Consider the following 26,627-nt stretch of genomic DNA (forward strand, 5'->3'; position numbering starts at 1 on the left):
TCTTTGTTACTATTATTGAACAGTACATTTATAGGGTTGAGAGAAATTAATATGAAAGGTACCTACAGATTATTGTTGTTAGTCACTTTAATCGTGCTTGCACTAACGTGTTATTTAGCCGGTAGCCAAACGGGAGCGGTCACTTTTTTTGTGGCTGGAGCATTACTTGAATCAGCCTTTTGGTTTGGCTTGTTTAGACGGTCTAAAAATACAAGCATTAGTTAACCTTCGGTTATAAGATGCTGCTTGTTGATTTTCTTACTATGATAGTGAGCAGAGTATTGAAATTGCAAATGGATATTTGAAAGTAGACAAGGCAACTTTGGTTGCCTTGTCTACTATAAAGCGATGACACTTTTTTAATGGCGGTTAATTATCGCTGTTTATCTCACTCAATGAGGTATGTTATTTCCAGCCGATATGAGTGGTTAATGTGTGGCTTTGTCCTGGCGCTAATACCACGCTGTCGCCTAGTACGTTGGCCGCCTCTAAACACACCATGGTTAAATAATCATCGTGATTAAACCGAGACAAACGCGTCGACTTATCAATCCAAGGATTCCATAACACCGCCGATTGGCTGTTTTCACGACTGACCACAATAGTACCATTTTGTGTATGTAACTCCTGAGAATTACCTAATTGGGTGTAAACTCTATCGGTTTCTCGTTCAAACTTGACGACATCATCGACTTGTTTAAACGGCCCTTCACCAAACTCGATGTATTGCGACCCAGTAAAGCCACTCGCTTTCAATTGGTGAATATCTTCAATAGGAAAGTAGCTATGCAATGCTTGGGTAAGCTTTACCTCATCATCTCCATTATTAGTATTCACCAAGCTGACTGATAAGGTTTCGCCTAAAGTGAATAACACCTTTACTTGGGTATTATGGGGCCAATATTGTTTATCCATTTCACTGGCAGGCAGGGTGAATACTAAGTCTACTAATTGGTTACGCATTTTGACAGATTCAAGCGACCAGGTTTTGTTTCGTGCAAAGCCATGCTGCGGAAATCCTGGAGTGTCGCTCATGCCAAACCAAGGCCAGCAAATGGGGATTCCACCTCTTATACCATTACCGGGTTGATAATCATCTGCACTTGATACCCATAAAAGTGGAGCTTTGTTCGCGGGGGTAAATTGATCTATTTGTGCTCCCTGCATAAAAATTCGTGCTTGGCAAAGTGCTGTATCAATAGCAACATAATCAAGACCATTGGGATGTCTTTTAGTGGTAACTGAACCCATAAACCTGTGTCCTTGTGTATTTTGACCCTAGCAGATAGCTTACAAGGTTTCTCGTAAGCAAGTCACTCATCGTTTGGATGATTTACGTTTAACTTCAGCTCTATTAATAATAAGCTGTTATCAAATAGCGATTGATGAAGCTAAAAGTGTTTTGTATTCACTTAGCATCAATAGGCTATTAATGTGCAATAAGCTTAGGTGAGCACACGAGTAATATAAAACGCAAATTTGATATCAAACATTTAGTCTATTATCAATTTGTCGTATCTCAACGTCGTGTCGTGTTTATTTAATAAAATGTAGCAGTCTATTATTGGCAGGCATAGCAATATCTTCTTGAAGTGTTAGCCCTTGTAGCTTTGCTAATTGGCTGATCCATTCAATATCGCGGATACCACTATCAGGGTTATTATGTTGCAGCCATAAATTAAATTGTTGATTACTGTCACTGGTAAATTGGCCCTGATAATTAAATGGACCATAGATGACCAGTGAGCCGGAGTCAGCCAATACATGACCAACACCGACAAAAAAAGCTTCAACCATTGTCTTACTCATAATATGCAGCGTATTTGCGGTGAATATAGCGTCAATTTGTGACGTAAACTGAGGCCAAGGTTGTATTACATCCAGTGGGATAGCATGTTGTAAATTGGGTGATGTTTGTATATTGAGCCGAGATTGCAGGGTAGGCAAATAATGTTGTTGATCGCTGGGTTGCCAGCGTGCATGCGGAAGATGCTTGGCAAAGTAGACGCTGTGTTGACCTGTGCCACTGCCTATTTCGAGTATATTAACCCTATTGGCAAACCACTCTGCTAATAGAGTTAATATTGGCTGCTTATTATTGTCACAAGCTTGTGAAAAAGGCAGTTGTTCTAATGATAATGATTGAGGCATTACGAGATATCAATTCTATCCATTTCTAATTGCTGTAATGCTATCACCGCTTGGGTACGATTGCGAACGCCTAGTTTACGAAATATTGCCGTTGCATGCGCTTTAATAGTAGCTTCTGACACCCCAAAATCATAAGCAATTTGTTTGTTGAGTAAACCTTCAGCAAACATCTGTAACACCCGATATTGTTGCGGGGTTAAATCAGATAATCGATTAGCCATTTTGTCAGTTGGATCATCAGGGACTTTCACAATCTGAGTCCCTTTTGGTAACCAAATATCACCATCTAATACCGCATTTAGCGCATCGGTCAAGGCTTCCATGGAAGCTGACTTAGGAATAAAGCCACTGCTACCATAATGAATTGCTCTGCTTATGGTATTGATGTCTTCATGGGCAGAAATCACAACTACAGGGATGTCAGGATGATGAGTTCTAAGGTGGATAAGTGTTGAGTAACCGTGTGAACCTGGCATTTGTAGGTCAAGTAAAATCAAGTCAAATGAGGTCTCTTTTTCATCAAGAACCTTTTGTAATGCTTCGGCACTGTCTGCCTCAAACCATTGCGTGTTTTCAAATGCATTACTCAGTGCTAGCCTTAAGGCGTTACGAAATAATGGATGGTCATCGGCAATGATGATGTTTAAATTTTCGAGCTTCATGGCGTTTTTTATTCTATGTTGCACGTGAAGATAAACTCAATGTAACAGAAAAGTAATCGAGTATTCTATTGCTTTATACCACTTTGTGATTGATTTTGAATAAAAACAGTAAAACTATAGACTTTAGTCGAGTGAATAAAATGATAATGCAGCCAACAGGCTGCATTAGAAAACGCGTATATTAATTGTGCGGCCACACTTGGGTTGGATTTCTGTCTTCATCTACTGCAACAAAAGTAAACACTCCACGTATGGCATGTTCGCGATGATCTGTGTACATATCTTCTACATAAATGTTCACTTCAACTTTGAGGGATGTATTACCGACATAAATCACATTGGCAATGAGTTCTGCCAAGCTGCCAGCGGGTATCGCCTTTTTAAAATCGATACGATCGGAACTCACAGTCACTAACGATTTACGGCAAAAACGGGTGGCGGCGATAAAGGCTGTTTCGTCCATCCATGCTAACGCATCACCACCAAATAAGGTGTTATGGTGATTGGTATTAGAAGGGAAAATGGCCTTAATAACACGCGCTTCAGATTGAGAAATACGTGCTGCAATGTCATCAGGGAAATGGTTTTGTGTTTGTGCGGGGTTTTGAGCAAGGGACATACAACTACCTAATGTTATGCAGATCAATAAAGAATTAAGCGAAAAAAGCAGCGTATTGTACTGTATTGAGCTTATCAATGTCGATGTTGTAGTCCTTATTTAGCAGGTAAGGGCCTACAGGTGTAAACCCTTATCGTTAATTACGTTACTGAATCGTGTCAACGGTATTATTCAATTAGCGTAATGTGGGTAAATGAGGGATTTTTACTGAGCACGTCAATTGATTTTATATCGGTTAAAATCACTTCTACCGCTTGCTGTTGTTGATTAATGCCTGCGATGGCTTCGTGTTTTTGTTGATCGCGGCTAATATACAATGTTCGATCAAATTGACCTTGTATATGGGTTCCATCTGTTAATGTCAGCTTAACCATATAGCGATATAAACAGATGATCTCGATGTAATCGTAACTCTCACATTTAATAGGGCTCATGTCATTTCCTATTTAGCGATTAATAACGTAGTAATACTGTTGATACCATTTGCTTGTTTGCATTTAGAGTCACAATATATAAACGATCAAACTCACTGGCGTCATCAATTGGTAGCTGCTTGTCAGCTCCGAGTCCTTCGACTAAACCTGTCGAAGTATTACTGTGACCGACCACCAGAATATTCCCTTGCTCAGTTAATAGCTGTTGGGTAAAAGCGGCCATATCGCGAGGATCATAAATACTCAATTCCACTTGTTGATCTTGGGTAACGGCAGTGGCCGTTTCACGAGTTCGGTTATAGTCTGTTGAGTACACTTTATTTAACGACGTGCTGGATAACACTGTCGCTAAACGTAGGGCTCGTAATTTTCCTTGTTCGGATAAATCGGGATCTTTACCGTCAAGTTTTTCTGCATGTCGAACTATAAAAATAACTTGATTGCTGGTGGCATTGTTAAGCGTAACTTGAGCGGTTACTGGCGATTGCGCCATTAACGATACACTTATTAAGCTCATAAAGCCGATAAGTATTCTGGTGGTTGATTGTCTCATGTTATTAATCCGCTAAATAATATTCGATGGTTGATACCACACGTACCTGCTTGATGTAGGGCGTATTCTTATCTCTATTATTAATGCTAAATTGACCCTGTGTGGCTTTTTTTATTTTCCCTAAGCGGCTTTGTGAGTCCTTGGCAAACTTTTCAGCAACAGAGCGTGCATTAGTGGTCGACTCTTCAATCATTTTAGGTTTTACGTCATTTAATCGGCTAAAAATATACTCGACCTGAGCATCATAGTTATTTTGAGCGAAAACGATGCCCATTCTTCCTAGCTCAGTTAATTTAGGCATTGCATCACGTACTTTGTCGATGTCATTGGAATATACCGTAATGGTTTGTATCGCGGTATAGCGTAATTCTATTGGTTGATTACCACCATATTGTTGCGCCAATTTATCGGTAATAGTGGGCGCGGTGAGGGTGATTTCTTTTGGATCGATATGCTGTTCAGCTAAAAAGTTCACCACTTGGTTGTTTTGTGCTTCAAGCTGTTTGTAGAGTTCGTCGAGATTATTATTAGCCGCTGTAAACTGAATAGGCCAAATGACAATGTCGGCAGGATATTCATTTTCTGCCAAGCCTTTAACCGTGACACTGCGGTCGAGTAACTTATACTCAACAATGGCTTGCTTAAGCAACATGCCCAATGCTCCTAAGCCCAAAGCCATTAATATTCCGAAAATAGCAGCACTACGAGACGAACTTGGCATAACAATATCCTTATCAATAGGGGGGGAATGATTAATTTGGGACTGAGCCTAATGCAACTATTTGTTACTATGTCTTAATTAGAGTCTCGGCCAGTCATGAAACTTCATCATTATGGTTGATATTATGCGTTATCAACAAAGATAAGCATCTTATTTAGTGACAATCATAATCGAATATGGACCAAATGTAGGTTTTATGGATTATTTTTAATCCTAGTTTTGCGTAATGCTCGTCCAGCAACAATACTGATGATGACAACATACTGCTTAAGTATGTTGTACTAATGAGTTTAATCTAGTTTTAAATTAGTTAGTTTACGTCGTGAATAAAATTCAATACTGCTTGAAATACGCCATTTTAAAAGGAATTAATATGTCTTCTCGTGTAACTGCACAGCTTATTCTTGATGGTTTTGATGATGCGTTACCAACATGGCGTCGAGTTATTTTTAAGCGACTGTTTAGCGTGTTAGCGTTGTTATCTATTCCGCTTTATATCACCAGCGTTTATTTGTGTATGGTTAAAAACCTGTGGGGTATGGCTGTATTTGATACTGCAGCTTACGCGATATTATTATTTATTTTGTATTATCCTGCTATTAGCGACAAACAAAAGTTTACCATTGGTTGCTATCTTTCATTTGGTATTGGCATTGGTTTTTTACTTGCTATTGGCCCATCCGGTGCTGGTTTTTTTTGGCTATTTGTATTTCCACCTCTGTGCAGTATTTTGCTCGGTGAGAAAATGGCGATAGTGGCCCAAATAACCAATGGGGTTTCGTTATTGTTAATTGGTCTTGCCTATCATTACCAATTTGTTGATTGGCCGAATATAAGCGGGTTTTCGACTTTAATTTGGTATGTCGTAGTGATTAACTTTCTCGTAACAAATGCGATTGTTACTCAGTCTACGTCATATTTATTGGGTAAACTAACCCACTCTTTAGAGTCTACCTTAGCGTCACGTAAAGCGACCGTCATGGGGTTAGCGAAATTGGCTGAATACCGTGATAATGAAACCGGCGCGCATCTTATTAGAATGCAGCAGTATGCCAATATGTTGGCCAGACAAAGACTAACCGATGAACATGTTCCCGAAGAGTTAACCGAAGCTTTTATTCAAGATATCAGTCTTTCAGCCATTTTGCATGATATTGGTAAAGTGGGTATTGCAGATAATATTCTATTAAAACCTGGACGCCTTACAGCAGAAGAGTTTGAACAGATTAAGGCTCATCCTGTGATTGGAGAAAAAGTGCTTAATAGTTTATTGGCCTATGCGCCTCAGTGTTCCTTTATTCGAATGGGACGAGATATTGCAGGCGCTCACCATGAAAAATGGGATGGTAGTGGTTACCCTGTTGGGTTAATCGGGGAGTCTATTCCCTTGTCGGCTAGAATTGTTGCCCTTGTCGATGTTTATGACGCGTTAACATCACCAAGATGTTATAAGAGGCCTTTTAGCCATGAAGAAGCGATGATGCTTATTATTGAAGGCAGAGGTAAACACTTTGACCCTAAATTGGTCGACAGTTTTTTAGTGATTAGTGAACAATTTGGCGTGTTATCAAAAGCGTCTTTACAGGAAGACATTTAAGCTTATTGTTTAGGCTAATTCACGAATAGCGAGGACTGAATAGCGAGAACAGAAGGGTTATAAATGAATGGTTATAAATGACAATACCAGTCATAAATGACTGGTATTGTTAAAAGCTATTTCACTGTAAATAAGATCGTTAGCGGTTATTTTGCAAGTAATGCTTTACGTTCTTTCGATGCTTGAGCTAAATCGCGCAACAGTTTTTCAGAGTCAGCCCAATGTAAACAGGCATCGGTAATACTTTGGCCATAAACTAAAGGCTCGCCTTTAACGACTTTCTGATTACCTTCAATCATAAAGCTTTCTGCCATAATCCCGGCAATGGCGGTACTACCACTGCGTAGCTGCGCGATGATGCTATCGGCAACATTCAATTGGTTTTTGTGCTGCTTTTCACTATTGCCATGGCTAAAATCAACCACCATGCGTTGTGTTACGCCAACTTGTTCAAGCTGGGCACGCGCGACTTCAATATCATCGGCTGAATAATTAGGCGTTTTACCACCACGTAAAATAATATGCCCAAATGGGTTGCCATGAGTACGATAAACCGCCATAGCGCCATCTTTATCTGGGGAATAAAAAATATGCGGTGCTTGTGCTGCGCGAACAGCATCAACTGCGATATTGATATTGCCATCAGTACCATTTTTAAAACCAACAGGACAAGATAAAGCAGAAGCCATTTCACGGTGAATTTGACTTTCTGTAGTGCGAGCACCAATGGCGCCCCAGGTAATAAGGTCTGCAATGTACTGACCGTTCACCATGTCTAAAAATTCCGTGGCAATAGGTAACTTGAGTTCAGTGATTTGTTGTAATAACTGACGCGCCATGCGCAAGCCTTTATTTGGGCTAAAACTGCCGTCTAAATCGGGATCAGAAATTAATCCTTTCCAACCAACAATAGTACGAGGTTTTTCAAAGTAGACACGCATTAAAATGCATAAGTCATCTTTTAACTCGTGGTGTAATGCCGATAAGCGCTCTGCATATTCGAGTGCGGCTTTAGTGTCATGGATTGAGCACGGTCCAATAATCACTAATAAGCGTTGGTCTTCGCCGGCAATAATCGCTTCAACTTCTCGGCGCTGGGCGACAAGATAATCTGCTGCATCTTGAGTCAAAGGGTATTCTGATGCCAGCTGAGCGGGTGAAATGACTTTGCTTAAAAGGGTAGTTCGTAGTTCATCTGTTTTAATTGTCATGCATATTACCGAGAAATCGTGAGATGCATCTGCATCATATTGTCTGAGATTATATACCCAAAGAAGTTCAAGATGCGAGGCTTAGCCTCGGATTCTATCGGTTAAAAAACAGATTGCCGTAAAAGACAAAGACGAATCAACCTAGGTTAAGTTCGTCTTTTGCAGGTTTTTTATTCTATTTCAGGTCAAAAATGATTGTTTATAAATTAGAACATATGGCGTTCTAAACCGGTCATATCGAGAATTTTTGTGGCAATTTCTTCAACCGAATGATTCGTGGTATTCACAAACGGAATACGCTCTTTTTTATACATCATCTCGACTTCTTTTACTTCAAGTCGACACTGTCTTAATGATGAATAACGGCTGTTTTCCATGCGACTTTGACGAATTTCATGTAAGCGATGCGGGTCTATTGTTAAGCCAAATAATTTAGACTTATTGCGCTTCAATGCTTCAGGCAAATGCAGATTGTCCATGTCATCTTCAGTAAAAGGGTAGTTTGCCGCCTTTATACCAAACTGCATTGACAGATATAAGCTTGATGGGGTTTTACCGCAACGCGACACGCCTAATAAAATAATGTCGGCTTTATCCATATGTTTCATGGTTTGACCGTCATCATTTTCCATAGTGTAGTTAATTGCATCTATACGGGTTTCGTAACCGTGGTTACTTTTACCATGAGTTCTGTGCAATAAAGGTTTAGCTTGCACACCTAAGTGTTGTTCGAGTGGCGCAACAAAGGTGTTCAAAAAGTCGTAATCAACACATTCACTCGAAAAAATCACATTGCGAATTTCTGGATTAATGATCGAGTGGAACACAAGTGGTCTTTCGCCTGTTGTAATAAAACAATCATTTATTTGTTGCTTAACTTTTTGGGCTTTTTGAATTGTTTCCACAAATGGAATCGTAAGTGCTTCAAATTCTATAGGAAATTGCGATAGTACGGCATGACCAAAAACCTCTGCTGTGATCGCGGTCCCATCTGAAATGTAGAATACTTTTGGTGTCATTCTGACCTCTTGTAGTAATAAAATTACAAATAAAATTATAGATTTACGCGTCTTGTATGGGAGTGTAAGATGCTATTGCCCTCGTGTGAAGTGGCCACTGAAATAAAAACTTGCGGAGATAAAACTGTGCAGCAATACGTACTCTGGTATCAAGAATTAGGCATGGGTGATGTAGACAAGGTTGGCGGAAAAAACGCATCCCTTGGAGAGATGATCAGCAATCTGGCTAATGCAGGGGTTCAAGTTCCTGGCGGTTTTGCAACAACCTCGCATGCGTTCAATGAGTTCCTTGAACAAAGCGGAGTTAACCAGAAGATTTTCGACATTCTGGCGACATTGGATGTTGATGATGTCAATGAACTGGCAAAAGTAGGTGCTCAGATCAGACAATGGGTTATCGATACCCCTTTTCAACCAGCATTAGAAGTCGCTATTCGAGAAGCTTACGAGCAATTGTCGAGCGAAACTAAAGAGGCATCATTTGCAGTGCGTTCATCAGCTACAGCTGAAGATATGCCAGATGCATCTTTTGCTGGCCAACAAGAAACATTTTTAAACGTTAAAGGCTTTGATGCCGTCATGCTAGCGATTAAGCATGTCTATGCATCATTGTTTAACGACCGTGCAATTTCTTATCGTGTTCATCAAGGTTACGAACATCAAGGCGTTGCTTTATCTGCTGGCGTACAACGTATGGTACGTTCAGACAAAGCCGCTTCTGGTGTCATGTTTACCATGGACACTGAATCAGGTAACAATGACGTTGTATTTATCACTTCATCTTTTGGCTTAGGTGAAATGGTTGTACAGGGTGCTGTTAATCCAGATGAATTCTATGTGCACAAACCGATTTTAGCGCAAGGGCATCAGGCCGTTGTGCGTCGTAATATCGGCAGTAAGTTGATTCAGATGGTTTACTCTGATGATGCGGCTCATGGCAAGCAAGTTAAAATTGAAGATGTTGCTGCTGAGCAGCGTCGCATGTTTTCTATTAATGATGAAGAAGTCATGGAGCTTGCTAAACAAGCCGTGGTTATTGAAAAGCATTATGGCCGTGCGATGGATATAGAATGGGCAAAAGACGGTAACGACGGTAAGTTGTATATTGTTCAAGCTCGTCCTGAAACTGTCCGTAGTCGTGAAGACGTGCAGTTAATTGAACGTTATCATTTAAAAACTAAAGGTGACGTAATCTGTGAAGGCCGTGCTATTGGCCACAAGATTGGTACCGGCGTTGCCAAGGTATTAACCTCGATTGATCAGATGGACCAAATTAAGCCTGGTGATGTACTGGTGACTGACATGACAGACCCGGATTGGGAACCTATTATGAAACGCGCTAGTGCGATTGTGACTAACCGTGGTGGCCGTACTTGCCATGCTGCGATTATTGCACGCGAACTAGGTGTACCGGCTGTTGTCGGTTGTGGTGATGTGACTGACCGTATTAAAACCGGCGACATTGTTACTGTATCTTGTGCAGAAGGTGATACCGGTTTAATTTACTCTGGTACCCAAGAGTTTGAAATCATCACTAACCGTGTTGATACATTACCGCCTTTACCAATGAAAATTATGATGAACGTCGGTAACCCTGATCGTGCATTTGATTTTGCTCGTTTACCTAACGAAGGTGTTGGTTTAGCGCGTTTAGAGTTCATCATAAACCGCATGATTGGTATTCATCCTAAAGCGTTGCTTGATTTTAATGGTCAAACTGCTGAGCTGCAAACTGAAATAAACGAAATGATCGCGGGTTACGACTCACCTGTTGAGTTCTACATTGCGCGTCTTGTTGAAGGTATTGCTACTATCGCATCGGCGTTTTATCCGAAAAAAGTCATCGTGCGTATGTCAGACTTTAAGTCAAACGAGTATGCAAACTTAGTCGGTGGTGATCGCTACGAGCCAGACGAAGAAAACCCAATGCTGGGTTTCCGTGGTGCTAGCCGTTATATCTCTGAAGCATTCCGCGATTGTTTCGCGCTTGAATGTGAAGCGATTAAACGCGTTCGAAACAAAATGGGCTTAACTAACGTTGAAGTGATGATCCCATTTGTTCGTACCGTAAGTGAAGCATCTCAGGTGATTGAATTACTCAAAGAGCAAGGTCTAGAGCGCGGTAAAGATGGTTTACGCGTCATTATGATGTGTGAACTACCGTCGAATGCTTTGTTAGCAGACCAGTTCCTTGAGCATTTTGATGGTTTCTCTATCGGCTCAAATGACTTAACTCAGTTAACACTAGGCCTTGATCGTGACTCAGGTATTATCAGTCACTTGTTTGATGAGCGTAATGATGCCGTTAAAGCATTATTGTCTATGGCCATTAAAGCGGCTAAAGCCAAAGGCGCTTATGTTGGTATTTGTGGACAAGGCCCATCGGACCATGCTGATTTTGCATCTTGGTTAGTTGAACAAGGTATCGATAGCGTGTCACTTAACCCTGACACCGTGATTGATACTTGGTTATATTTAGCCAAAGATAACGCATAACTTTCATTGAAATTACAGGTGTTTTAGTCTCAAACCTGTACTTTTTATCAAGTAGTTAGAAAAGCCGCTTTTTAGCGGCTTTTTTTTGTTTATAATGGCTATAACGTGCCAATAAATAATAAGTCCTCTATGTTACCTTTGCTATCACATAAACAAACATTAGAACCTATCTACCTTGAGTATCTTGACGCGCTTGAGCAAAGCGAGTTTGAAGGTGAAATAGACAAGCGTTACAGTGCGCGGCTTATTCAGGCAACCGATAACTCGGTATACCAATTCTTACCACAAGCGGTGATTTACCCGCTGCATCAACAAGATGTTGAGCTGGTGTTATCGTTAGCAGCGCAACCGCAATACAAACAAGTCACTTTTAGTGCACGCGGCGGCGGTACCGGCACGAATGCCCAGTCATTAACTCACGGATTAATTTTAGATGTGTCACGCCACTTAAACCAAGTGCTGGAGATTAATGCCAAAGAGGGATGGGCGAGGGTACAGGCTGGTGTGGTAAAAGATGCGCTAAATGATGCATTACGCCCACATGGTTTTTTCTTCAGTCCAGATTTATCTACGTCTAATCGCGCTACCGTTGGCGGCATGGTCAATACCGATGCCTCTGGTGCTGGCTCACTGGTTTACGGCAAAACCTCGGATCACGTGTTAGGGCTAACCAGTGTACTCATCGATGGCAGTGTATTGACCACAATGCCGATTAATCATGACAAGGTTGACCAACAACCTTTTGGCACTAATTTACTTGGCAATAGTATCGCCAGCCAAGTGGCGGCTATTTGCTTACAACAACGTGACACTATTATTGATCGCTTCCCTAAATTGAACCGCTTTTTAACCGGTTATGATTTAAAACATGTGTGGAACGATGACCTGAGTCAGTTTGATTTGTCGCGTATTTTAACGGGCTCAGAAGGTACGCTTGCGGTGATCACCGAAACCAAGCTAAACCTGACTCCATTGCCGAAAACCCGCATGATGGTCAACATCAAATATGATTCATTTGAATCAGCATTACGTCATGCTCCATCATTAGTACAAGCCAATGCCACCGTTGTTGAAACCGTAGACTCTAAAGTGCTTAACCTTGCGCGCGAAGATATTATTTGGCACTCGGTTGCCGATCAAATTAAAGCCGTACCTAATAAGATTATTGAAGGTCTTAATATGGTTGAGTTTGCTGGCGAAGATGTTGATGTAAAACATAAGGTTGTGTTACTAGAAGAGATGCTCAGTGGCCAACTCAAACAACCGCAAGTTGGCTTAGTCGGTTTTCAAATTATTACCGACAGAAATGATATTGACAGTATTTATGCCATGCGCAAAAAGGCCGTTGGCTTATTAGGCGCCACCAAAGGCACGCGTAAACCGTTAGCGTTTGCTGAAGATACTGCGGTACCGCCAGAAAATCTAGCCGACTATATTATGGAGTTTCGTGCGCTGCTCGATAGCCATAATTTGCAATACGGTATGTTTGGTCATGTGGATGCTGGTGTGTTGCACGTGCGACCCGCATTAGATATGTGTGATGTTGCCGACGAGCAATTACTGAAAGTGATATCAGATCAAGTTGCCGCATTAACGCTTAAGTATGGCGGCTTAATGTGGGGCGAACACGGTAAAGGGGTTCGTGGTGAATACGGACCAGCGGTATTTGGTGATGAGCTTTATGGTGTACTTGAGCAAATTAAAGGTTGGTTTGATCCAGATAACCGCCTTAATCCTGGCAAGTTAGTGGCGCCGCCAAAGTCAGGCCCATTAATGTTTAATGTCGACAGCGCCAAACGCGGCAGTTTCGACCGGCAAATTCCTGTGCAAGTGCGTAATGCTTTTCCTGATGTAATGAACTGTAATGGCAATGGCTTATGTTTTAATTACAGCAGTTATTCACCAATGTGTCCGTCGTTTAAAGTCACTGGTGACAGAGTGCAATCACCTAAAGGCCGTGCTGGTTTAATGCGTGAATGGTTGCGCTTACTTGAAGCTGAGGGTGTTGATGTTGACGCGTTAGCAAAATCTAAACCGTTAGGGTGGATGCAACGGATTCAGAATACCATCAACAACGAACGCGACTATGACTACTCACACGAAGTGATGGAGTCGCTTAAAGGTTGCCTGGCCTGCAAAGCGTGCTCTGGTCAATGCCCGGTTAAAGTTGATGTACCCAAATTTAGAGCACAATTTTTTAATATATATTACAAACGTTATTTACGGCCTGCAAAAGATTATTTAGTGGCAGGTATTGAAGACTCATTGCCACTGATGGCGGCAATGCCAAAATTAACTAACTTAGCCTCGCAAAATCCACTGAGTCAATGGGTGATTAAAAAAGCCATTGGTTATGTCGATGCACCAAAATTATCTGTTCCAACACTTAAGCAGCGTTTAGACGGTCATTCAAGCCGTGGATACGATTTAGATTCCTTGTATACCATCCCAGAAAATCAGCGCAGCCAATATGTGCTGGTAGTACAAGACCCGTTTAATAGCTTTTATGACGCTGAATTAGTTTATCGGTTTATTCAGTTAATCGAAAAGCTCGGCTTTAAACCAATATTATTACCGTTTAAACCTAATGGTAAACCGACGCATATTAAAGGTTTTTTAGACAAGTTTGCTAAGACCGCACAAAACAGTGCTGATTTCTTAAATCTTGTTTATGCTCTTGGTATGCCGATGGTCGGTATCGATCCAGCATTGGTATTGTGTTATCGCGATGAATATAAAGAAGCATTAGGTCAGCGCCGTGGTCCATTTGAGGTGTTATTAGCCAATGAATGGTTAACAGATGTTGTCGCTAGCCGATGTGAAGCGCCAGTGTTAGCAAAAGATGCTCCACAATATACCTGGTTTAGTCACTGCACCGAATCTACAGCCAAGCCAAATACAGCGAATGAATGGAAAGCTATTTTTAGTCATTTTGGCGCTAAGTTGAACAGTGTTAATTTGGGGTGTTGTGGTATGGCTGGCACTTATGGTCATGAACTTGAAAATCTTGAACGTTCAGAAAAACTGTTTGAAATGTCTTGGCAGCCCAGCATTGAAAAAATTGCTGAACACAGCCAGGTATTGGTATCAGGTTATTCTTGTCGTAGCCAGGTGAAACGTTTTGCTGGTTTTAAACCGCAACATCCAATAGAAGCATTACTTAAGTTGCTGGCATAAGGATAAGTATAATGACAGATGAAACAGCAGCATTAAGTTCGTTTATCCAGCCAGATGGTATGGCATTGTGCAGTGATGATGCGCTGTTTCATATTCAAGCCAATGGTGATTGGTTGTATTTAGGCAGTCCGTTGCCTGCAAAGTTTGCTTCCCTGTTCAGTAGTATTTTGCATTGTATTGATGCAGAGTATTTTTTGATAACACCAGTCGAAAAGGTCAAAGTAACAGTTGAAGCTTACCCTTTATTGCTGGTGGATTACCAAGCAAACGTTATTGATGCAACCGCGAACAAGCTAACTCAATTGGTCTTTACAAGCAGCATAGGCACACAACTACCGGCAATTGACGCGAGTGGTATTATCGTCACAGACGAGGGAATTTATGCACCGTTAGTTCGGGGCTTGGTAGGGCAATTAAACCGAGCCTGCTATTATCGTTACATTAATCAGTACTTATCTTTTGACTAAAAGAGCTTTTCTTAACCTGTAGAGATAGTCATCTAAAATTTGTTCAAGTGTGGCTGAATTTCAGTGTAGGCTTAGTATTTTTTAACACAGTCAATTTATCTCACTGACGATGTAGGAGGTATCATTTGAAACGCTTTGAAAGTTTAAGTTAGCTGATTTCTCATCTTAATATTGCCTTACAGCAAGAGCTCGATGCACATTTAAAGCGTTATGAGTTGGACTGTAAACTTTGGCCGATATTGTTTGCACTATGGCAAGAAGAAGGCTTGAGCAAAACTGAGTTATCTAAACGTTGTGATATAGCCTACTACACCATGACGCGCCTTTTGGACAATCTACAAATTCAAGGGTTTATTACCTGCCATTAAGAGGCCGACAATCGTCGGGCTTTTCAACTGACAACAGTAAAGCACTATAGCAAGACTTAGTACACGAAGCCGAGTAGGTAAATGAACGCTTTTAAACTGCGCTAAATCATGCTGAACAGGATGAATTTATGCGTTTGTTGAATAAAATTAATCGATTTAGCCAATAAGATTTAATTGCAGCGGCTACCAAGAGAGTTTTGGAGATAGTTTGCTCTGTATATCCCGATCCCGCCATCACTTCCCCCTTTACGTTACCTGTACTGTACATCCATACAGTTATAATGGATTTTGAATGAATTACAATAAAACGTGTACAAAAAGCAATCTAAAGTGCTAGAGATGAATAAATAGATAAAATCTAATCTATTGATATTAGGTGATTAATTTTTTTAGTATTTAATTTTGGCACTTTTAACGCGCAATCGAAGTTTTATCTCAGAGGTTACGTTTCATTAAATGGCTTTACATCAATGAGATAGAGAATGTAGGATGATATTAATCAATAACTTAAACGGCCGGCTTTATTGGGCGAGCCGTTGAATAAGCTGTTAGAGCTACCAAGAGGATGGTGATGGATTCTAGGGAATTGAATGAAATATATGGTTATGAAGCTAGGGTTCAACTGAGCTTTATTTCTTATATGAAAATAGCTTCGATAATTTGTTTTACCTTTGCAATTATCGTAACTGTATTTCTTCGCACAATAGTTATTACAACAACCGAACCCGGTATTAATGAATCAACATTAAATACTTGGATGGCTGTTTATATGCTTGTTGGCTTTTTCCTTAGTAGCTTTATAAGTTCGGCTATTTCTTATCCCTTATATTCTTTTATCTGTTCTAAACAGAAAGGACAAAGAGTAACTGGTAAATTTGCAGTGTTGGTAAGTAGCTCTAACAAGCAAATAAACAAGGACTAAAAACAGCGGGCTGTTCGCTTCGCTCCATTTTAGCCCACTATTTTTAGCCTGTTATTTGGGCGTTAAATGCCTCTAATCTATAGCACGTATTAGTTTTTGAATTGTGTATTTGAGTTTCAGTGAATTGTGTTTCGTTCGTAAATTGGTGCGTTGTGGTTTTTCTAAATACGCCCATTCCGTTGAAGCAGACTATTTACTAACAGTCGCCAGTGTAAATTTTAATATCGGAATGCAAAGTAGATTAAGGCTCCGTTTTTCTTGGTTTTGGTCACTAGCGGAAATTCTGTTTTTAGTTTCTGATTGTTAAATATTGAATGTGTCATATTTTCAAAATATTGAACTAGTTTCTGAACGCTAAAGAATGTAAAGTTACCGAATATCAGCAAGTTAGTGCTGGCAGTAATGTTGTCCAAAAAGGCAGTTAACAAGGCCATTAAACGGAACTAAAACAGTTGGCTTAGTTTCGCTTCGCTACACATTATAGCCAACAATTTTAGTCCGCTTATGGCGGCGTTAGTGCGTCAAGCAAAGCTTGATGCATCTTGCAGGGTGTAAGTCCCTGTCAGGTAAGGTTTAACCAACCACCTGTATCGAGTGTTGCACCTTTGGCGGAGTGTGAGATTAGCAGATGCTTTTCAGCAGTGAGGACTGCATCACGCGAACAATATTGGTGAAGCGTACACAGAGAATTATGTAGGCCATAGGGGCTGTCGTGGCCCTGAAGTGCTGGTATCGCTCCGATAAATACTAGAACTGACTGACGAGGTTTGTAACGCCATCGAAGTCCATGCAAAGCAGCCGTTATTCATGTAAATGAAGGGTGAGGTTGTGGCGAGTCAGCGGAGTTATCAAGCCGTGGCATGCATAAAGAGATGCTTCAGGAACTTGAGAGATCCAAAGGTGTTCCATCAGGACGATGGTAGAGAAGTCTAGTTAAAAGCGAGGCGAACGATGACCCTTTGGAAGTCAGATCAGCCCGTAGTAGTCTGAGCAAGGGAAAGCCTTGTACATGGCAAAGGAGCTGACAGTTATATTAGGTATTAAGCAGAGACATAGTCCGGACAAAGTAGGGCTGGGGACACTATGATAACCACACTTAATGCCATCGCATTTAAAGCACAAACCCACCCCAAGCACAGGTTTCAGAATTTATATGGACTACTAAATACTGACAGCCTGTATCAAAGCTGGGGGCAACTCAATAAGCAAGCGAAGCCAGGTATCGATGGCATTACCATGCCTAAGTACCGAGATAAGCTGATAGAAAATATCGACCGTTTAGGTCAGCAACTCAAACAGAAATGTTATCGAGTTAATGACATCAAACGGATCTTCATTCCTAAATCGAACGGTAAATTACGCCCTTTAGGCCTACCAACGGTAGATGACAAGCTAGTGCAACAAAGTGTCAGTCAGATCCTGCAAAGCATCTGGGAACAAGACTTTTTGCGTAATAGCTATGGTTATCGACCGAATAAAAGTGCGCATCAAGCGGTGCATAGTTTAACGCTCAATCTGCAATTTAAAGGTTATGGTTATATTGTTGAAGCTGATATTAAAGGCTTCTTTGACAACCTTGATCACGAATGGCTGATGGCTATGCTCGAGCAACGAATTGATGACAAGGCGATACTTAATTTAATAAACCAATGGTTAAAAGCACGAATAAAATCCCCTGATGGTGTCTTTACTAAGCCATTAAGTGGTAGCCCACAAGGTGGCATTATCAGCCCTGTGTTAGCTAATATTTATTTGCATTATGCGCTAGACCTTTGGTTTGAAAAGAAAGTGAAGCCAAGGATGAAAGGCCGAGCAATGATGATCCGTTATGCGGATGATTTTGTTTGTGCGTTTCAGTTTGCACATGATGCTGAACGCTTTTATAAGGTTTTGCCGAAACGATTAAAGAAATTCAACCTAGACGTCGCAGAAGATAAAACATCATTGATGCGATTTAGCCGCTTTCATATTGGGCGAAAACGTCATTTTGTATTTCTTGGATTTGAGTTTTACTGGGGCAGAGATTCGAAAGGTAAAGCAAGACTCAGACGACGAACCGCTGTGAAGAAGCAGAAGGCGACGTTGAGCGAGTATTATCAATGGATTAAAGCCAAGCGCTCATTAAAACTGAGTATTTGGCTTCCGCAGTTAAAACGTAAATTAACAGGGTTTAGAAACTATTTTGGTCTTCCCGACAACAGCCGAAGCCTGAGCTACTTATACGATTATGTTCTGCATAACTTGTACAAATGGTTGAATAGGCGTAGTGGACGGCGAAGTTATAACTGGAGTAATTTCAAGAAGATGTTAGAGTATTTTAGAATTGAGAGTCCAAAGGTCAACAAGCGTTTGGTGTTGATTGATTGGTACTAGGATCGTGTTTTACACGAGTGAATATATAACTGAAGAGCCGGATGCGGTAGTTCCGCACGTTCGGATCTGTGTGGGGTCGGGTCAGTAATGGCCCGCTCTACCACGATTGTGTAAATGATGAAACTGATATTATCGAGTCTATTTATAGGCATCTTATTATTAATTTATTTTATAGTACCCAAAAATACAGCGGTATTAACAATAACTAATAGTTCTGATGTGATTGTTACAAATCTTGAAATAAGTATTAGAGGTGAGCCTTGTATTAGGTCTCAATTGTTACCTAAAACAAATACAAAATGTACTTTTAAAGTTAATGGAGACGCTGGTTACAGAGTTTTATGGGATGGTAAAAAAGCAGAAGAACTTGGCTATGTAACTAACGGTATGGATTTTCAAGATCAATTAACAATATACAACAATGGTAAATTAAATTTAGAATCAGTTGCCTTGTAAATTACACATAACTAATAAGGATAGGCCGCGCGAAGCCGCGTCCTTATCCCAAGTGTTGAACAAGCCCGAACACCCTCAGAGTGACTCTTTATTATGTAAATAACAGCTCGAGAAAACGCGCTGTTTGATGTGATGGTTATCGGGTAACTTTTCTGTAGTCAGCAAGTTCCCTTAGCTCATTTGCTAATTATTTAACTCTCTTAATTTCAGTGCGTTAAATTAATCCTCCACGGTATTCAGTTAAGCCATTATCCTTATTATTTTCCAGCATTAGGTTATGAGCCGTAAATTTGTCGGTCGTTTCACTATGCCCATAAAGCGCATTGGTTGCTGGCAACAGGGGCAACTGCGCGTCGCTAATCTGCGCTTTATCTCAGGAATGATTGGAAACACGGCCCCTGCAACTGCCAGCATAAGCTGTATTTGTAGCCTGAGCTTTTTGGCGTTACCTCTGAGTAATCCACTGTTTGTTACTAGAGTCACGGACTCGCCTTAATCCCTTCGGTAATACGTGTTGCAGTATTAACCAGAGAAATTCTATGGCGGGTAAGGTGCGTACTTTTGTCGACTTTGTTTGGCTGTCTTCATACTCGAAACCCACTTGACCATCGACAAGACTGACGATGCTTTTATCGGGCAGTACGCCACGATAAAGATAGCGTGATAGATACTGCAACGCAGGCAAGCCTTTGCCCACATGCAGGCAGTCTACTACCCACTTTTTGGGCAGTGAGGTTGGTAGTGTGAGATTAAGCTTTGCCAAATGTTCCAGCAAACGTGCGCGCCAGACATTGGCGAGGTTAAAAGCGTTAAACAGGTATTTACCTTTGTTCTTTTTCCATTGCTTTTGGCTCTTGTTAAAACTGCCCGCTGGAATAATAAAGTGAATGTGCGGATGCAATTCACGCCGTCTGCTGTGAGTATGAAGTACGCCGGTGAAACCAATATCACCGGCAAGCTTAGGTGAGTTAAGCGCAAAGTCTTTGAGCACACTGGCAGCGACGGCAAACATGGCTGGATAGAGCGCTTCGGGTTGATATCTAGCCATAACACGCAGTTCATATGGCAAAGTAAATGTCACCATAAAGTAATCAACAGGCAAGAGTTTAGCCTGTTGCTTGGCTAACCAATCAGCTGTGGTGTTGTACTGACATTGCGGGCAGCTGCGATGCCCACATGACAGCGGAAAGTCAGCGGTATGCGTGCAACCCTGACAAGCCCAGTGGCTGGCTCTTTGTGAATGAGAGCGGCAACTGAGCATGGCATTTATCGCTTGGCGCATTGATGCTGTGATTTGGCCTTCATAAGTCTGATTAAAGGCATCAAGATGGTCACGTAAAATATCGATAAACTTCATATGTCACACTCCCACTTAAGCACCAAATTATCAGTGAGCTGGTTAATTGACAGGACAGTGTTCTTACGGGTAATTTGAGTGAGACGTGTATACTTTGCCGTGGTGTTGAGGCTGTTGTGACCGAGTAAATGCTGTACTGAGCGTAAATCGAGACCTTGTTCGAGCAGATGAGTCGCATAGCTGTGACGTAGATTATGCGGGCTGATAGATTTGTGAATGTTGCAGTCGCCAATCACTTTTTTCATGGCCTTTTGAATACCACCACGGTCCATTAGTGAGTCAGGTTTACCGTCTTTACCAGGAAATAAAAGCTGAGGATGACGATGAGTTTGCCAGTAATATCGCAGCGCTAACAGTGTGCGCTGTGGTAAAGGGACTAGCCTGTCTTTGCCGCCTTTGGCGTCACGGATATGCACCTGCATCAACGCTGAATCGATATCGCCAACGTGCAATGAAATGGCTTCACCGAGGCGCAATCCCATACTGTACAAGGTTAAAAAGCACACTTGATATCGCAGCTTATGGGTGAGACTAATGACGATAGAGACTTCGGCAGGGGTCAAAATATCGGGTAAGCGTTTGACCTGTGGTGGCTTAACAATACTCAGCCACTCCCAGTGCTGGTTAAGCACATACCGGTAGAAAAACTGTAACCCATTACGGTCAAGTTTAACGGTACTCCATGAGTGAGAAGCAATTAAATCAGCAAAGTACCGCTTCAAATCATTGGTTGAAAGGTTGTCAGGACAGCAGTCAAAATAAGCACTAATGCGCCTAACGGCGCGACTGTACGCATCGATGGTGGCGGGTCGCTTGCCTTGTAGCGTTAGATTGGTAAGATGTTGTTCATAAAGAAAATCAAAGCGTTGTTGTTCATGAGTTTCCATGGTGATACTCCTAGGTAATGCCAAGGTAGGCAGGGTCTAGTAAGTATTTATGATGGTGCTAAAGATGTGTTTTTATCTTTTCTGCCGCAGAGCGGCTTCGTTCAACAAGCCAATTCAGCAGGACAAAAAACAGTTGGTTTTGCTCCTGCGTCGCTAATTTTAACCAACTATTTTATTGCCTCTGATTGGGGCGTTAGCAGTACAAAGCATATGTCATTAGAATTGTGTGAACTTAAAAGAAGTAGAGTTGGTAAGCTACTTTTATATATTAACAATGAACAATATTCGGATATTTTAGCTATTTTAGATTTATATCGTTTAAAATCTGGAATAGAAATTGGTCCGTATTCAGATACAAAGCTGAGTTCAGGGTTAAATACTCTTATTACTTGCGCACTTGAGATCATTAATTCAAGCAAAGGTTGCAAACAGATACAACAAGAGTTTCTATCTGTATTACAAGCAGCAGAATCCGAGAATAAAAATATAATATTCCTCGCAGAGTAGTACTGCTAATCGGGTAGCCGGAGGTATCTAGCCTCCAGCCCCCACACCACCCTGCATGCGGCTCCGCACAGGGCGGTTCATTTAGAACACCTAACTAGCTTTCTGGTTAGGATATTGAACTGCGATCCATCCGTCTCTCAATGAATATAATCCTGCTTTCTTCAGATATTCATTACTCAGCGCTTGCTGTATCCCAGGTGTTTTAGAGCTACGCCAAGGGCCTTTACTTGTGATACCACAAGCAACAGCGGCTTGGATCCTGACGCCACGTTTAAGTAAGTTTTGTACCTTAGTCCGTGGTTTTCGCCACTGACGCCATTTTTCTCAACCCAAAGTCACATACGAACACGACGTCGGATCCAATGGTCACTCTGTATAAAGAATAGGCAACACACCCTTGATAAGCGTTAGCGATGCCAAAGTAATTGATCCAGCCTTGCCTTCTTGTTTCATAAGAGGTGACGCACTTTAAACAGCTGATAACTCATACTCACGCCCCAATTTCGGTTCGTTAGTCGTCTCATCTTTTGTTTGAAAATGTGTAATGTTTTAGCATGCCACTGGATCTTGCCTCGGTTAAATGTAAACCCAAGAAACTTACTTTGAGCAACTTTAACCACTTGGCTTTTCTGTTCATTTACAACCAGTTTTAACTTAGCTGCAAGGTATTGAGTAATGCTCTTGAGTACTCGTTCGCCTGCGCGTTGAGACTTTACCAATATGATAAAATCGTCCGCGTAGCGGGCGAATTTGTGCTCTCGGCTTTCCAGCTCTTTATCCAGACTATCCAACATAATGTTAGAGAGTAATGGCGAGAGTGGGCCGCCTTGAGGCACACCTTCCAAGCTTGCTTCAAATTGGTCATTGACCATCACACCTGCTCGTAGGTACTTACCGATAAGCGCTAATAGGCGCTTATCCTGTACTTTATTCCTTAGCTGAGTCATCAAGAGATCATGATTAACTCGGTCAAAGAACTTAGACAGATCAACATCGACGGCAAATTTGCGTTTTTGTTTGATGATATCCCTTACTTGCAGTACCGCTTGTTTGGCATTTCTGTTCGGCCTAAAGCCAAAGCTGTTGGTCGAGAAGAATGGGTCAAACAGTGGCGTGAGTATTTGAGCAATGGCTTGCTGTATCACACGGTCAATGACGTTAGGGATCCCCAATTTGCGTTTACCGCCATCGGGTTTGTCGATCTCTACGCGCCTGACCGCTGAGGGTTGGTATTCACCTCGCTCTAATTGAGATTTACACTGTTGCCAGCCGCCTTGTTGCATCCAGAGCGGGAAGGCTTCGATGGTCATGCCATCGATGCCCGCCGCACCTTTATTGGCTTTCACTTGACGCCAAGCTCGGTGTAGATTTTCAGGTTCGAGCAGTTGTTGAAATAGATCGCGGTTGAAGGCCGGTTGCATATCAATACGCTGCCGATAGTAATCGTCTGGCGACGTAGTGGGTATCGACAAGTTTGACAAGACTCCTCCTTCTTCTAAATGTTCAGGCCTTCACCATGTCCCATCCATTACGATGGGCGTTGGGCTACTCGGCAACTGCTCCTGCATTGCTCTACCTCCTGCATCCATGCAGTCGTATGCCGTCTGCTGACTTCTGCTTAATCACATGCCGAGTTGCCCCGTCATGCGCTATCGGTTTCCATCTAGTTCGCTCTTTTCAGTCGATGATGCTGAAAAGCCAAGGCACTTATAAACCAGAGCCTTACTGGTTAATGACCGATCGCGTGTTAAGCAGATCTCCCCAGATAAGAACATGAACTTTCTTTGCACTGCTGCATCATTTACGGTGGCCATTAGATCACGTGGTTTCGTCGTCTTGTACCCTTGCTTCGCGGGGCAGACCCTGCCAACTCACCTCTAGCCTACGCCTCATATGATGTTCTTGTTCATCAGCTCGCACTCTTTGACAACTAAGTAGGGCTAGCGGCTTCCTCCGGACCAAACCTCGCGATTAAGCCCTTGCCATTCGCTAGTAGTTAACGTTTAATAACAGTATGTTATTCTCTAATTGATAAGAGTAACGGTGACCTTCCTACAGAGGACTTTCACCTCATTAGTTCATGCCCATGCTGGGCGTACACAAGTCGTTCAACACGGAAGCGTAAACGGCTGTCATCGTTTTTGCAAAAAGCAAAAGCGCAAAAACAATACCAACCTACGCTCCGGTTAACGAGGCGTTAGCTGTTCTTCAAAATTTACCATTAAGGAATATGTAACATGGAAGGTATTTTTTGTAGTTATTATGATGAAGAAATTGACCAAGATGTACCATTGCAACCCGATTTAGCTGAAGCAATCTCGTTTTTCAAAGGTTTTATTTGGGAAAATCAGAATGAAGAATCAACAATGAAAATGTTGATTCTTCAAGCTACAGGATCAGACGAAGCATCATTATTTATCTCATCTTTAAATAAAGGTAAATGGGAAATAGGTGCAACGGCATCGACGCGAAGACGTTTTTTGGGACCTTTTTTTAAAAGAGTGACCTCTGAATCATTCATAGATAACACTGAGAGAGAAACATTAGAGTTCATAAGTTTCTTTTACCAAAAGACATTGGCAGATTTCATTGCTCTATTGGAGAAGAATGGGCATTAAAGGACTAGCGAACTGCGTCAAATTATTCCTATTAGTCAAATATGCAGTTTGTTAGATGAAGCCGCAGTCTTAACCTGTATAGCTTATGTTGACTACTCATTATTTAAACAGAGGTCCTATCCGCGTCGAAATGGCCACTACACCCGAAACCTCAGACTACACCAGTATTCAACGTCGAATTAACTCCGCCATAAAAGGTGAGCAACCCAAAGAATTATTGCCTTTTGTCGGCAATGAGCGGCTAGATATGCCTAATGGGCTGATGTTCAGTGTTAAAGACTATATCGTGCTTGTGGAAGATACGGGTCGTATTATTCGAGAGGATAAACGCGGTGCCATTAGTGTCAGTAGCCAACACATTTTAAACAGACTCAATATTCCAGCTGAAAACTGGCTTAAAATCACTACTGAGTTTGGCTCATTATTTAAAGGCGCAGTAGGGGCGTTACCGGCATTAACAGAATATTGTGAACACTTAGAGCGAAAACGACGACAAGGCGCATCAAACTGCCAGCGTTGGTTATGCGCTTAAGAGTGAACGTATAAAACACAAACTACAATAATAACCTCATTTCCAGCTTGATTAATATCAAGCCACCAGTGCTGCTTTTAATCTGCAGTATTGCTCGATTTCCCCCTAATTAGTTCAGTATATTTAGGATTTTCAGTCAATCTTTGCATTTAAATCTTGGTTAGGGCTATCGCAATCAATGCGAAAAGGCATTTTGTTAATTCATAATTAAAATGGGTGGCTTGGTTTATTGTGGTTTATTTAATGTCCCTAACTCATGGCAATCAGCCCAACTTTGCGCACCCGAAATCACAGCACTTAGGACGAGGAAGCTGATATCAATGACATCATGTTCTTGATTTATATGGGAACGGCAATCAGTAATCTTATCGAGATGTTTAAGCATATTAAGTATAAAGACAAAGAAAAAGAGCGCTATTTGATCACACTGGCGAGATCAATCAAGCTATTTTTTATCTCTTTTTTTTTAAAGAAGACGTGTGAAAAACGATCGAGTATGATCAGCCCCTGGACCAAGAGTAAGTCCATTTTTGTCCTCAATACTTTCGTAGACGTGACATGCTCATGCCTAAAATACGTGGCTCATTATAATAGATATCTTAAATCGGTCTAATGAATAAATACCGAGCGCACAAGCATGGGTATTATTAATAGTGGTTAACATTAATAGTGGTTAACATTAATAGTGGTTAACATTAATAGTGGCTAAAGTTAATTAACCACTGTAATCACAATAGCTTAGCAAATCGCTGTTAGCATAGGCTTGCCTAAGTTATAAAAAATATTAGCACCTTCTTCAATTCCTTTTGATTTAAGGTGGTCGGCAAAACCCAGTCGTGCAGTCATTGCTAACCAAAATATTGTGCTGATTAAGCCGACAATGCGCCACGGTGTTGACTTGGCCCACTTAAGTGCAAAAGTAATAGAGAGCACATACAGTACGAAACCACCTAATTTAGATGATGCCCAACCATTCACAAAGGGGTACAGGTTAAGTGGATTTACTACAACCAGATAAATAAAGGTGCAGATAAAGAGAGTATATAAAACATGCGGGCCTACTTTTAGTAGTTTATGATTGACCTTGTCAGACCCTTTCATCGTTAACACAAAGTTAATCATAAAAAATAGAAATGTAATCGCAATTATTGTTAGGTGAGCGTGCTTAACTATCATGTACATATTGTTTTTTCCTAAAAGTAATTTTCATTTAAGACTTATATTGTCTCTATTTTAAAGCAAGCCTTGTAACAAATAAGCGTGAGTAAGTGAGTGACTTTTTAAGAATATTTACCTTTTTAATTAACAATAATGCCATATGATTACGCAAAATGCTGAAATTAAGATTAATCAGCTTGACTTGTCCTAATCAACATATCATGAGTACCGAATATTAGTACCGAATATTAGTACCGAATATTAGTACCGAATATTAGTACCGAATATTAGTACCGAATATTAGTATCGAATATGTGTATGTTTAGAAAAGAGTTTCTTGCA

General features: G+C 41.2%; 21 protein-coding genes and 5 pseudogenes. 12 read left to right on the top strand and 14 right to left on the bottom strand.

Annotated features, from left to right (window positions below):
- Nucleotides 1–51: 51 nt before the first annotated feature.
- Entirely contained in the window at nucleotides 52–225 is a 174-nt protein-coding gene (locus EGC82_RS21240) for a hypothetical protein (protein ID WP_164839120.1), read from the top strand.
- A 180-nt stretch (nucleotides 226–405) separates the two neighbouring features.
- Here the strand turns inward: EGC82_RS21240 and EGC82_RS09620 are convergent, their stop codons facing one another.
- From EGC82_RS09620 to EGC82_RS09650, 7 genes are all read right to left on the bottom strand, one after another.
- The gene (locus EGC82_RS09620; RefSeq protein WP_124730563.1) at nucleotides 406–1,251 is read right to left on the bottom strand and encodes a D-hexose-6-phosphate mutarotase; all 846 of its coding nucleotides are present in this window, start codon (nucleotides 1,249–1,251) and stop codon (nucleotides 406–408) included.
- A 285-nt stretch (nucleotides 1,252–1,536) separates the two neighbouring features.
- Nucleotides 1,537–2,151 (bottom strand): DUF938 domain-containing protein, encoded by a 615-nt coding sequence (locus tag EGC82_RS09625; protein WP_124730564.1) that lies wholly within the window; start codon nucleotides 2,149–2,151, stop codon nucleotides 1,537–1,539.
- The gene (locus EGC82_RS09630; protein ID WP_124730565.1) at nucleotides 2,151–2,813 is read right to left on the bottom strand and encodes a response regulator transcription factor; all 663 of its coding nucleotides are present in this window, start codon (nucleotides 2,811–2,813) and stop codon (nucleotides 2,151–2,153) included. Before EGC82_RS09630 ends, EGC82_RS09625 begins: the two co-directional genes overlap by 1 nt.
- A 181-nt stretch (nucleotides 2,814–2,994) precedes the next feature.
- Entirely contained in the window at nucleotides 2,995–3,432 is a 438-nt protein-coding gene (locus EGC82_RS09635; protein WP_124730566.1) for an acyl-CoA thioesterase, read from the bottom strand.
- 167 nt (nucleotides 3,433–3,599) lie between these two features.
- Nucleotides 3,600–3,866 (bottom strand): Rho-binding antiterminator, encoded by a 267-nt coding sequence (locus EGC82_RS09640; RefSeq protein WP_124730567.1) that lies wholly within the window; start codon nucleotides 3,864–3,866, stop codon nucleotides 3,600–3,602.
- Between the two features lie 19 nt (nucleotides 3,867–3,885).
- The gene (locus EGC82_RS09645) at nucleotides 3,886–4,419 is read right to left on the bottom strand and encodes a SixA phosphatase family protein (RefSeq protein ID WP_124730568.1); all 534 of its coding nucleotides are present in this window, start codon (nucleotides 4,417–4,419) and stop codon (nucleotides 3,886–3,888) included.
- 4 nt (nucleotides 4,420–4,423) lie between these two features.
- Nucleotides 4,424–5,140: an SIMPL domain-containing protein gene (locus tag EGC82_RS09650; RefSeq protein ID WP_124730569.1), complete on the bottom strand. Its 717-nt coding sequence runs from the start codon at nucleotides 5,138–5,140 to the stop codon at nucleotides 4,424–4,426.
- Between the two features lie 373 nt (nucleotides 5,141–5,513).
- Here EGC82_RS09650 and EGC82_RS09655 point away from each other — a divergent pair, with 373 nt between their 5' ends.
- A complete protein-coding gene (locus tag EGC82_RS09655) occupies nucleotides 5,514–6,737 on the top strand; it encodes an HD-GYP domain-containing protein (protein WP_124730570.1) in 1,224 nt (407 codons plus the stop codon).
- A gap of 146 nt (nucleotides 6,738–6,883) precedes the next feature.
- Here EGC82_RS09655 and EGC82_RS09660 read toward each other — a convergent pair whose 3' ends face one another.
- Nucleotides 6,884–7,948 (bottom strand): 3-deoxy-7-phosphoheptulonate synthase, encoded by a 1,065-nt coding sequence (locus tag EGC82_RS09660; RefSeq protein WP_124730571.1) that lies wholly within the window; start codon nucleotides 7,946–7,948, stop codon nucleotides 6,884–6,886.
- A gap of 206 nt (nucleotides 7,949–8,154) precedes the next feature.
- The gene (gene ppsR, locus EGC82_RS09665; RefSeq protein ID WP_124730572.1) at nucleotides 8,155–8,967 is read right to left on the bottom strand and encodes a posphoenolpyruvate synthetase regulatory kinase/phosphorylase PpsR; all 813 of its coding nucleotides are present in this window, start codon (nucleotides 8,965–8,967) and stop codon (nucleotides 8,155–8,157) included.
- A 126-nt stretch (nucleotides 8,968–9,093) separates the two neighbouring features.
- Here ppsR and ppsA point away from each other — a divergent pair, with 126 nt between their 5' ends.
- The 7 genes and pseudogenes from ppsA (at nucleotide 9,094) to EGC82_RS09700 (ending at nucleotide 19,226) form a co-directional block, all read left to right on the top strand.
- Nucleotides 9,094–11,463 carry a phosphoenolpyruvate synthase gene (gene ppsA, locus EGC82_RS09670; protein WP_124732616.1) on the top strand — a complete coding sequence of 790 codons (2,370 nt, stop codon included), beginning with the start codon at nucleotides 9,094–9,096 and terminating at the stop codon, nucleotides 11,461–11,463.
- 129 nt (nucleotides 11,464–11,592) lie between these two features.
- On the top strand, nucleotides 11,593–14,640 hold the full coding sequence (gene ydiJ / locus EGC82_RS09675) for a D-2-hydroxyglutarate dehydrogenase YdiJ (RefSeq protein ID WP_124732617.1): 3,048 nt from the start codon (nucleotides 11,593–11,595) through the stop codon (nucleotides 14,638–14,640).
- Nucleotides 14,641–14,651: 11 nt separating this feature from the next.
- Complete coding sequence (locus EGC82_RS09680) at nucleotides 14,652–15,107, top strand: DUF1285 domain-containing protein (RefSeq protein WP_124730573.1); 456 nt, start codon at nucleotides 14,652–14,654, stop codon at nucleotides 15,105–15,107.
- Nucleotides 15,108–15,259: 152 nt separating this feature from the next.
- Nucleotides 15,260–15,642 (top strand): annotated as a pseudogene (locus EGC82_RS21530) (MarR family winged helix-turn-helix transcriptional regulator).
- Nucleotides 15,643–16,046: 404 nt separating this feature from the next.
- On the top strand, nucleotides 16,047–16,397 hold the full coding sequence (locus EGC82_RS09690) for a hypothetical protein (RefSeq protein ID WP_124730574.1): 351 nt from the start codon (nucleotides 16,047–16,049) through the stop codon (nucleotides 16,395–16,397).
- Nucleotides 16,398–17,480: 1,083 nt separating this feature from the next.
- Nucleotides 17,481–18,770: a group II intron reverse transcriptase/maturase gene (ltrA, locus tag EGC82_RS09695; protein ID WP_124730575.1), complete on the top strand. Its 1,290-nt coding sequence runs from the start codon at nucleotides 17,481–17,483 to the stop codon at nucleotides 18,768–18,770.
- A gap of 114 nt (nucleotides 18,771–18,884) precedes the next feature.
- Nucleotides 18,885–19,226 (top strand): hypothetical protein, encoded by a 342-nt coding sequence (locus EGC82_RS09700; protein WP_124730576.1) that lies wholly within the window; start codon nucleotides 18,885–18,887, stop codon nucleotides 19,224–19,226.
- Between the two features lie 270 nt (nucleotides 19,227–19,496).
- Here EGC82_RS09700 and EGC82_RS09705 read toward each other — a convergent pair.
- Nucleotides 19,497–20,583 (bottom strand): annotated as a pseudogene (locus EGC82_RS09705) (IS91 family transposase).
- Nucleotides 20,580–21,470 carry a tyrosine-type recombinase/integrase gene (locus EGC82_RS09710; RefSeq protein ID WP_124730577.1) on the bottom strand — a complete coding sequence of 297 codons (891 nt, stop codon included), beginning with the start codon at nucleotides 21,468–21,470 and terminating at the stop codon, nucleotides 20,580–20,582. Before EGC82_RS09710 ends, EGC82_RS09705 begins: the two are co-directional and overlap by 4 nt.
- 66 nt (nucleotides 21,471–21,536) lie before the next feature.
- On the opposite strand from EGC82_RS09710, the gene EGC82_RS09715 reads away from it, so the two are divergent.
- Nucleotides 21,537–21,977, top strand: coding sequence for a hypothetical protein (locus EGC82_RS09715; RefSeq protein ID WP_124730578.1), 441 nt, complete (start codon nucleotides 21,537–21,539; stop codon nucleotides 21,975–21,977).
- Between the two features lie 90 nt (nucleotides 21,978–22,067).
- On the opposite strand, the pseudogene ltrA (EGC82_RS09720) reads toward EGC82_RS09715, so the two are convergent.
- A pseudogene (ltrA, locus tag EGC82_RS09720) lies at nucleotides 22,068–23,458 on the bottom strand (group II intron reverse transcriptase/maturase).
- A gap of 756 nt (nucleotides 23,459–24,214) precedes the next feature.
- Here ltrA (EGC82_RS09720) and EGC82_RS09725 point away from each other — a divergent pair.
- Together EGC82_RS09725 and EGC82_RS09730 are read left to right on the top strand one after the other, a co-directional pair.
- On the top strand, nucleotides 24,215–24,595 hold the full coding sequence (locus EGC82_RS09725) for a hypothetical protein (RefSeq protein WP_124730579.1): 381 nt from the start codon (nucleotides 24,215–24,217) through the stop codon (nucleotides 24,593–24,595).
- A 45-nt stretch (nucleotides 24,596–24,640) separates the two neighbouring features.
- Nucleotides 24,641–25,127, top strand: a pseudogene (locus tag EGC82_RS09730) (transposase); the annotation flags it as partial.
- Between the two features lie 241 nt (nucleotides 25,128–25,368).
- Here the strand turns inward: EGC82_RS09730 and EGC82_RS09735 are convergent.
- Both EGC82_RS09735 and EGC82_RS09740 read right to left on the bottom strand, forming a co-directional pair.
- Nucleotides 25,369–25,512, bottom strand: a pseudogene (locus EGC82_RS09735) (transposase family protein); the annotation flags it as partial.
- 353 nt (nucleotides 25,513–25,865) lie between these two features.
- Nucleotides 25,866–26,309 (bottom strand): SirB2 family protein, encoded by a 444-nt coding sequence (locus tag EGC82_RS09740; protein WP_124730580.1) that lies wholly within the window; start codon nucleotides 26,307–26,309, stop codon nucleotides 25,866–25,868.
- Between the last annotated feature and the right edge of the window lie 318 nt (nucleotides 26,310–26,627).

Origin of the sequence: Shewanella livingstonensis (assembly GCF_003855395.1) — a bacterium.
Taxonomy (GTDB): Bacteria; Pseudomonadota; Gammaproteobacteria; order Enterobacterales; family Shewanellaceae; genus Shewanella; species Shewanella livingstonensis.

What these genes read in the sequence shown, in the direction of transcription:
- EGC82_RS21240 (WP_164839120.1), top strand. Translation starts at nt 52, where the DNA reads ATGAAAGGTACCTACAGATTATTGTTGTTAGTCACTTTAATCGTGCTT.
- EGC82_RS09620 (WP_124730563.1), bottom strand. Translation starts at nt 1,251, where the DNA reads ATGGGTTCAGTTACCACTAAAAGACATCCCAATGGTCTTGATTATGTT.
- EGC82_RS09625 (WP_124730564.1), bottom strand. Translation starts at nt 2,151, where the DNA reads ATGCCTCAATCATTATCATTAGAACAACTGCCTTTTTCACAAGCTTGT.
- EGC82_RS09630 (WP_124730565.1), bottom strand. Translation starts at nt 2,813, where the DNA reads ATGAAGCTCGAAAATTTAAACATCATCATTGCCGATGACCATCCATTA.
- EGC82_RS09635 (WP_124730566.1), bottom strand. Translation starts at nt 3,432, where the DNA reads ATGTCCCTTGCTCAAAACCCCGCACAAACACAAAACCATTTCCCTGAT.
- EGC82_RS09640 (WP_124730567.1), bottom strand. Translation starts at nt 3,866, where the DNA reads ATGAGCCCTATTAAATGTGAGAGTTACGATTACATCGAGATCATCTGT.
- EGC82_RS09645 (WP_124730568.1), bottom strand. Translation starts at nt 4,419, where the DNA reads ATGAGACAATCAACCACCAGAATACTTATCGGCTTTATGAGCTTAATA.
- EGC82_RS09650 (WP_124730569.1), bottom strand. Translation starts at nt 5,140, where the DNA reads ATGCCAAGTTCGTCTCGTAGTGCTGCTATTTTCGGAATATTAATGGCT.
- EGC82_RS09655 (WP_124730570.1), top strand. Translation starts at nt 5,514, where the DNA reads ATGTCTTCTCGTGTAACTGCACAGCTTATTCTTGATGGTTTTGATGAT.
- EGC82_RS09660 (WP_124730571.1), bottom strand. Translation starts at nt 7,948, where the DNA reads ATGACAATTAAAACAGATGAACTACGAACTACCCTTTTAAGCAAAGTC.
- ppsR (WP_124730572.1), bottom strand. Translation starts at nt 8,967, where the DNA reads ATGACACCAAAAGTATTCTACATTTCAGATGGGACCGCGATCACAGCA.
- ydiJ (WP_124732617.1), top strand. Translation starts at nt 11,593, where the DNA reads ATGTTACCTTTGCTATCACATAAACAAACATTAGAACCTATCTACCTT.
- EGC82_RS09680 (WP_124730573.1), top strand. Translation starts at nt 14,652, where the DNA reads ATGACAGATGAAACAGCAGCATTAAGTTCGTTTATCCAGCCAGATGGT.
- EGC82_RS09690 (WP_124730574.1), top strand. Translation starts at nt 16,047, where the DNA reads ATGGATTCTAGGGAATTGAATGAAATATATGGTTATGAAGCTAGGGTT.
- ltrA (WP_124730575.1), top strand. Translation starts at nt 17,481, where the DNA reads ATGATAACCACACTTAATGCCATCGCATTTAAAGCACAAACCCACCCC.
- EGC82_RS09700 (WP_124730576.1), top strand. Translation starts at nt 18,885, where the DNA reads ATGATGAAACTGATATTATCGAGTCTATTTATAGGCATCTTATTATTA.
- EGC82_RS09710 (WP_124730577.1), bottom strand. Translation starts at nt 21,470, where the DNA reads ATGGAAACTCATGAACAACAACGCTTTGATTTTCTTTATGAACAACAT.
- EGC82_RS09725 (WP_124730579.1), top strand. Translation starts at nt 24,215, where the DNA reads ATGGAAGGTATTTTTTGTAGTTATTATGATGAAGAAATTGACCAAGAT.
- EGC82_RS09740 (WP_124730580.1), bottom strand. Translation starts at nt 26,309, where the DNA reads ATGTACATGATAGTTAAGCACGCTCACCTAACAATAATTGCGATTACA.